At 56.9% G+C, this 7,098-nt stretch carries 7 protein-coding genes and 4 tRNA genes; all 11 read right to left on the bottom strand.

Features of this window, described 5'->3' with window-relative positions; all coding sequences use genetic code 11:
• Positions 1-97: GTP-binding protein (locus tag DES49_RS15845; protein ID WP_424955241.1), on the bottom strand; the 97-nt coding region annotated here is incomplete at its 3' end.
• 54 nt (positions 98-151) lie between these two features.
• A tRNA-Thr gene (locus DES49_RS14240) sits at positions 152-227 on the bottom strand.
• Positions 228-238: 11 nt separating this feature from the next.
• Positions 239-313: transfer RNA gene (locus tag DES49_RS14235), tRNA-Gly, on the bottom strand.
• Positions 314-317: 4 nt separating this feature from the next.
• Positions 318-401 (bottom strand) — tRNA-Tyr (locus tag DES49_RS14230).
• 48 nt (positions 402-449) lie between these two features.
• Positions 450-525: transfer RNA gene (locus DES49_RS14225), tRNA-Thr, on the bottom strand.
• 30 nt (positions 526-555) lie between these two features.
• Positions 556-1,149 carry a hypothetical protein gene (locus DES49_RS14220; protein WP_133737107.1) on the bottom strand — a complete coding sequence of 198 codons (594 nt, stop codon included), beginning with the start codon at positions 1,147-1,149 and terminating at the stop codon, positions 556-558.
• Positions 1,150-1,189: 40 nt separating this feature from the next.
• Positions 1,190-1,945 carry a type III pantothenate kinase gene (locus tag DES49_RS14215; protein WP_133737106.1) on the bottom strand — a complete coding sequence of 252 codons (756 nt, stop codon included), beginning with the start codon at positions 1,943-1,945 and terminating at the stop codon, positions 1,190-1,192.
• Positions 1,942-2,910 (bottom strand): biotin--[acetyl-CoA-carboxylase] ligase, encoded by a 969-nt coding sequence (locus DES49_RS14210; protein ID WP_133737105.1) that lies wholly within the window; start codon positions 2,908-2,910, stop codon positions 1,942-1,944. Before DES49_RS14210 ends, DES49_RS14215 begins: the two co-directional genes overlap by 4 nt.
• Before the next feature lie 61 nt (positions 2,911-2,971).
• On the bottom strand, positions 2,972-5,131 hold the full coding sequence (locus DES49_RS14205) for a DUF6160 family protein (protein WP_133737104.1): 2,160 nt from the start codon (positions 5,129-5,131) through the stop codon (positions 2,972-2,974).
• A 16-nt stretch (positions 5,132-5,147) separates the two neighbouring features.
• Complete coding sequence (locus DES49_RS14200; protein ID WP_243865062.1) at positions 5,148-5,714, bottom strand: hypothetical protein; 567 nt, start codon at positions 5,712-5,714, stop codon at positions 5,148-5,150.
• Positions 5,715-5,716: 2 nt separating this feature from the next.
• Positions 5,717-6,817: a hypothetical protein gene (locus DES49_RS14195; protein WP_133737103.1), complete on the bottom strand. Its 1,101-nt coding sequence runs from the start codon at positions 6,815-6,817 to the stop codon at positions 5,717-5,719.
• Positions 6,818-7,098 lie beyond the last annotated feature (281 nt).

Here is a 7,098-nt window from a genome sequence, read left to right as displayed (position 1 = left end):
TCAGCGCCGCCGTCAGTGTCGTCTTGCCGTGGTCCACGTGACCAATGGTGCCCACGTTGATATGCGGCTTATCTCTTTCAAACTTTTGCTTACCCACTTGACCAATCTCCCGCGCCGTTACCTGTTGATGACACGAACCACTCACAATAAGTGGAGCTCATGGGCGGATTTGAACCGCCGACCTCACCCTTACCAAGGGTGTGCTCTACCAGCTGAGCTACATGAGCTCGCCACAACTTGGAGCGGGTGGCGGGAATCGAACCCGCGTCATCAGCTTGGAAGGCTGAGGTAATAGCCACTATACGACACCCGCAATATGGTGGAGGGGGCAGGATTCGAACCTGCGAAGCTTTCGCGTCAGATTTACAGTCTGATCCCTTTGACCACTCGGGAACCCCTCCAGAATGCAGTTGCTGCTCAGGCAACTGCTTCCGAACTCTGAGCTGAATTGGAGCTGGTGGAGGGAATCGAACCCCCGACCTACTGATTACAAGTCAGTTGCTCTGCCTGCTGAGCTACACCAGCCTTTAGTCACCAATCAGCGAGGGCGATATGCTAAGGATTTTGCCCCTGCTTTGCAATACCTTGACAGCTTTCAGGTACCAGGTTTCCTGAATACCCGCCGGAAAACCGCTGGGACCACGCCTCACGAAGCCCTTCATCGCCCACGAGGGCGTAACTGTAAAAGCTCACCCGGTCTGATTCAAGAGTCAAACCCCTTTTATTTTCAATGCGGTAGATTGATGAGAGCGCAAGGGACCCAGAGTCGCTGAACAGAAACTCCCTGTTGAGCGCTCCCTCTGCCTCAGCGAGCAAGGAAAACGGCTCCAGTGCGGTTGATTCGGTGGACGGCATGGGCGGAAACCGATCTCTGGCGGGTCCATGAACTGACAACACGGATCGTTCTACGGCGCCATGCCGGATAATCCGGTGTTCGCTGAGAGGGAGGCCTCTGAGCAAAAGCCAGTTCCGAGCGCCAGTCCATGTGAGAAACCCACCGATCATGAAACAGCGGCTTTCTTTGTCCTCCGGCTGTGGGGCTGACCGCTCGGAGTCCAGCATCTCTATGCGGGTGACGCGGGGCAGGTTGATTTCCGGCCTCTCCAAGGGCTCCACCGCTGGAAGGCGATGCACCAGCAGGTAGAGCATCAGGTTCGCCAGTACCAGGAGCGCTGCAAGAAATCGCACACTACCCCCTCAATCCGGAACGGGGTTCTGTGTCGGCAAACACGAGATCCATTCCCCGAAAGACCAGGTCGGGTTCAATAACAGCCGCGCCCCCAAGGAGGTCTGCCATGAATTCCGCATCTCCTCCCGTCACCACAATGGTATTCAGCCCATAGTTATGCTGATCATGCCGCAGGCGCTCTGCTGCTGAGGACCAGATCCAGGCAATCCCGTGATTGACACATTCGGCTGTAGAGCAACCGGGTACCGGAGAACCGAAATCACCCGCACCCCCGCGAACCCTGGCGGTGTTTCTCCCCAGAGCCTGCGCCATCAGGTTCAGGCCGGGAAGAATGTAGCCGCCCAGGTGGTGGCCCAGAGAGTCTACATAGTCAACCGTTACGGCCGTGCCCGCATCAACAATAATGACGCCGCCGGGATAGTGATTGTAGGCCGCAATCATGGCCAGCCAACGATCCACCCCCATCTTCTCCGGCTCGGCGTAACTGTTGCTAACGCCACAGGCAACGGCTTCCGTCCTCGCCTCGAGAACCGGAACGCCGGCAGTGCCATTGAACGCCCGCCGAAGGGCATCGATGACATCCTCGCCCGCAACACAGGCCAGCTCCATACCGGTAATCGCCTCACGCCCGACCGGATCTGGCACTGTGCCATGGTCTACGTGTCCCCGCCCCCTCACAATTGGCGCCTGACTCGCATCAATTTCAACCAGCCGCCAATGAATCCGGGTATTGCCCGCATCAACCTGAAGTATCATGAATCCCTTACCCGAATACTGACCTCGCCCGCACTCAAGCGCTCTTCCGTGCCAGCATCATCCCGGACACGCAAATGGCCCGCCTCGTCAATGCCATGCGCGATACCTGTTAACGATTTCCCGTGAACCCATACAGGCTGATCCGCTAACGCGTCATAGCGGTCCCAGGCACGCTGAAACACCGGCGACCCAACACCTCCCCGCTCTTCCAGCCAATGGACCATATGAGTAATCAGCGCACCTGCAATCTGCGCCCTTCCACCTGAAGGCACCTGCTTCTCACGCGCGAGCGACGTCCAGGGCTGATCGATAGCAACCTCTGACTCGGCCATATACACGTTAAGTCCGACACCAATCACCAGCCGAAACCGATCCTGGACGGTACCCTGCAATTCAGTCAGTATTCCGGCCAGCTTCCGGCCATTCAGCCATACATCATTCGGCCATTTGAGTTCGACCCCCCTGATACCCAGCGACTCCAGCGCTTGCGCCACAGCAACGCCGGCAACAAGGGTCACGCCCTGGATCGCCTGCATGGCGCCTTCCGTTTCATAGGCAAGGCTCAGATAAAGATTGCGGGCGAACGGACTGTCCCAGGCTCGCCCCCTGCGTCCACGGCCCTGGGTCTGCTGCTCAGCCACACAGACCTGATAATCCCGGGAAAGCGACGAAAGCGCCAGCAGTGACTGGTTGGTGGAATCCACATCGGTACACAGATCCAGTGAAACCCGCTCCCGCAAAGGAACAGGCAGCACTTGATGGATGCCTTCCTGAGTGAGCAAATCCAAAGGGGTCGTCAGTTGATAACCATGCCCTCGGACGGTCTCAAGCTCCAGTCCAAGACTCTCAAGATGCTGAAGCTGCTTCCAGACTGCAGTGCGACTGACGCCAAGCGCCTCCGCGAGTTCCGTACCGGAGTGCAGCCGTCCATCCGCCAAGAGCTGTAATAAAGAATAGTGATGCATGAGCGCTCCCTCTCGACAGCCAAGAGTAACCTACATAAGGCCATCGGAGAAAAAAAGAGCGCTATTGGATTGGGGTAGCGGTGAGATTGGACTCCATGTCCATATTCTGGATACTGACGCCTTGAAGCGCTGTGGCCGCGCCCCCGTCGGGGTGCACCATATCCACACTGCCAATATTCAGTTCACGAAAGCGTGTTCGGGTGTTAACGGAAAACCCAAGCTCGCCCGTGCTTGCATCAGCCTCGCGAACATCAATCTCAAGGTCGGTTTTGACACCATAGTTATTGGTCGCCGTGGTGACGTCGTCCGTATGGATATTGTTCATAACGAGCTGCATGCCAGTGCCGTTAATGGGGTCACCGTTAGTATCCGTGTCTCGCCCGGTTTCCCAGAGGAACTGGTTCTGACGGTCAGCCGTTGCCTCACTGAACACATGGGTAAGCGCGACGTGAAGTCCCTCACTTCCGCTTCCATCGTTTGGCGCACTGATCACCATCTCATTGTTCTTGCCGTACCGCTGCCAGACAATACGACCAAAGCTGGCGCCATTGTCAGCGTCACCGACCCGCAGGTTGCCGATATCCATGGTGCTCCAGGCTTCGCCCTGGATCATCGACAGGCCTTCGGCGGTCACATCCACAGTCATATCGCGGATGTGCGATTCGAATTCAAGATCGTCGGCCCAGATCCCCTGTCCCGACTGTTCAGTCAAGGCGCCGATCCGCCCGTCCTGAATCACGATATCGGAATTGATGGTAATCCCTTCCCCGTTTGGACCACCCGGTCCCAGGGTGTAATGGCCATCCAGGGAGCCGAACTCAAAACTGCGGTAGACGCCAAGGGCACTGAGTAATTCGACACCGCCCTGAACGTCCGAAGTCTCGTCACCAACCCTCAGGCCATCCATGCGGTAGCCACCGGAAACACCGTCAAACCCGACTCGGAGCCCCTCGTAGAACCGGGTATCCCCAAGGGTCTCAGAACCCGTGACATTCACGGTGACATCACCACGGCCCCAGGACTGTATGCCGTCAAAAATTGCTGTATTGCCGTTGGTTGTATAATCAAGCTGGGCGTCCGCGAGACTCCACTCAGATGCCAGCCGCATGCCCTCGGGCCCCGCATCGGGATGACCACCTGCCATCAGGAAAAGCTGGTTGGAGAACGTCTCGCCATTAACGTCCTGATCCTCGTACAACCACTGCATGTCGACCGCCCCAATGCTGCCGGATTCCCCCAGGGTAATACTGCCGATCGAGAGATTCCCGGAGGCCTGGGACTCCGTCCCGGTCAGCGTAAACCCGAGTCCCTGGCGTGCCTCGGACGTAAAATCAGGAGCCACATCAATGCGCAGATCCGTCACCTGGGATTGCCCGGACATATTATTGAGACCAACGCTGTACCCGTTGGTGCTGTAAAGGAAGTTCGCGGTATTGAGTTGCGTTTCGCTGTCAACACGAAGCCCCTCGGAACCGAAGCGACCGCCAGCCTGGATTTCAAAATCAGACAGGAAGTCAAAGTCCATTTCCACGCTTCCGTAACTGGCAAGCGCCGAGGCATCCCCCCTGAAGCTCTCATCCTGGGCCGCATAACGGATGGCGCCAATATCCAGATTGCCGTCTACCGGCATCGAGTAATGGATAACGCCATTTTCCACGTCCAGGGTCTGGCCCTGGGAATTGATCATCATGGAAACATCATCCAGAAACACCTGATGACCGTTGGTCTTATAGCCGAACCGGGAATTGTAGACGTTGAAGAGCGCATTAAAGGTGTAACCATCTTCCGACAATGCACCCCCCGGAACAATCTCGAAGTTGCCATCCATGTTCCGGTCCATCCAGAAGCTTCCCATACTCCTGTCGCCACTGTCGTCCAGGCGAATGCCCCCAACGGATACTCGCTGGTCTTCGATATCAAAACCGATATCCAGAGCGCCATTATCCCTGATATCCAGTGTATAGGTTCGAAAATCCGATTCGCCGGCCGTGCTGGCTGAGCCGACACTGACATCATCCAGGTGGAGTCCATTCCCGTCGGTGAAATAACTGAAGGTATCCATGGATGCCTGGCTTTCCATCTCCATGGTCACCCCGGCCTGGCCACTAATGCCCGACATCTCATCGTCGCCCAGGCGCTCCATGGCTACAGCCCCGATCGAACCGCCAGAGATGGCGAGCCCAATCAGTGTGCGGGACCAGATTTTCTGAATCGTGCTCATGACACAAGCCCTTCAGTTACGGATTCGTGGGAAACACCAGCATGTTTCCATCCAGGGTGATGTCCCCATCCATTTCAACGGTCATACGCTCTGTCTGCTGGAAGTCTGATCCCGTTGGGCGTGCCGTTGAACTGGTCGCAAGGGTATAGCTGAAGTTCTCGAAGCGAGCGGTATCCGGCATGCCGATCTCGATCACCTCGCGGTTGAAATCCCCCGCGTCGGAGCCGAATCCAGTGTCACTCGAGTCAATCATCCGCGTGCGCAGAGTCAGCCCCTCAAACGCAAAGGTGCCCTGGAGATCGTCAAGGACAAACCATCCGCCACCCTCACTGAGCTGGGCCGCTATCCGGGAGCCGCAACGCCCGCCAGAGGAGCAGTCAAAGCCAACTCCCTCACCGTCGAGGGGACCTCCATCCTTGTTGAAGGAAACATCACCCGAGAGTGACATTCCGCCGTACTGGCCGCTGACGTTGGACATATCATCTTCGCCCAACGGCTTCATGTCCCCGTGAGCCTGAGAGACCATCAACCCGGCCACGATCAGAAGAAACGTCCCAAGATACCGCTTCGCCACTGTCATCATTGTTAATCCAGGCTCCGCGTCGTTGTTTCAAGTTTCTGGAAAAGCATTCCTTCCATACGGGCAGAGCCCAGGCTCTCGCCGCCAATCTCTACATCTCCCGATCTGATATCGCTGCGGTAGTCGGAATTGGTGTAGTAGTCCTCGTAGAACTGATAGGTTTCATCACCATCACTCGACCCGGTACCACTGTCATTGATCGGGTCCGGGGAACGCGCATCGGTGATGGTGCGCAGCTCCAGCCGCAGGTTGCCCTGCTCCTCCACAACCTCGTGACCAGTCCCAAGAACACTCAGGAAAAGAGGCTGATATTCATTGCCAATAGCCAGTTCCATCATGAAATCGTTAAACGCAATACTTGCGCCGCACCCTGAACCGGTCTGATCACAGGCATTGATGGAAAGGCGTGGCGTATAGAAGTTGGACTGGATCTGCCCTCTCAACTGCTGCCGCGCATCGCCGGGCGCTGAGCCCCAGAGCCGGATATAGCTGCCATCCACAACCGCGCTCTCGGCATGGATATTGATTTTCTGTGGGTCGCTGGTCCCTGACTGGACCGTACTGGCAAAACCCAGGTCCATCCGCTCGCCACGGATGCTCGCGTCTGAGTCAGGAGCACGGCTGACACACCCCGTATCGGAACCACCCGGGATACAGGCAACGCCATCGCCCTGCGCCACCTTGCTGGGCGCGGCAAGCTCAAAGACCGCCTTGCCATTAAAATCCACGTCGTCATTGGCTGACAGCGTGTCGCCGTCCAGCAGGCCCATGCTGAAGGGGTTGGTTAAACGACCAAGGTTAAACGTCTGGAGGTTGTTGCCAAATTCACTACCGGCGCCGCCAATGTAGAGATTGTCGACCAGAACCTCGACATCCTCGCCAGCTTCATTGGTAATACCGCTGAGCTTGAAGGTCTTCCCCGCATCGGCGTCATGCTGATGGGCAAACCGGAAATCCTCCATGACCATGCCAACGCCCTGCCCGTTCACATCAGACATTTCCTTGTCGGACATGGGCTCCATGTCACCAGCACTCGCCACTCCGGCAAAAGCCAGGGCAACCCCTAACGCAAGCAGGTTTGTGCCTCCGAGACTAGCTCCGCGCAAAATCATTCCCTCCCGGGCAGAACCGGCAAAATCGATGGGCTCTAATACACAGTCAGGGTAACCGAGACAGCAGCAAATGCTTTGATGCAGTCAGCAAATTCACACGGGAGTCGATTGGCAGGCATATCTGAATGCAAAAACGTGACATAGATCACGCTTTTACCCATAAAAAAGCCCCGCCCGGGATTACCGGGCGGGGCTTTGGGTGTAGGCGCCTGACGATGACCTACTCTCGCATGGGAGACCCCACACTACCATCGGCGCTGAGTGGTTTCACTTCT

Source organism: Halospina denitrificans (assembly GCF_004364635.1).
Classification (GTDB): domain Bacteria; phylum Pseudomonadota; class Gammaproteobacteria; order Pseudomonadales; family Oleiphilaceae; genus Halospina; species Halospina denitrificans.
This window is presented reverse-complemented; position numbering and strand designations above follow the sequence as displayed.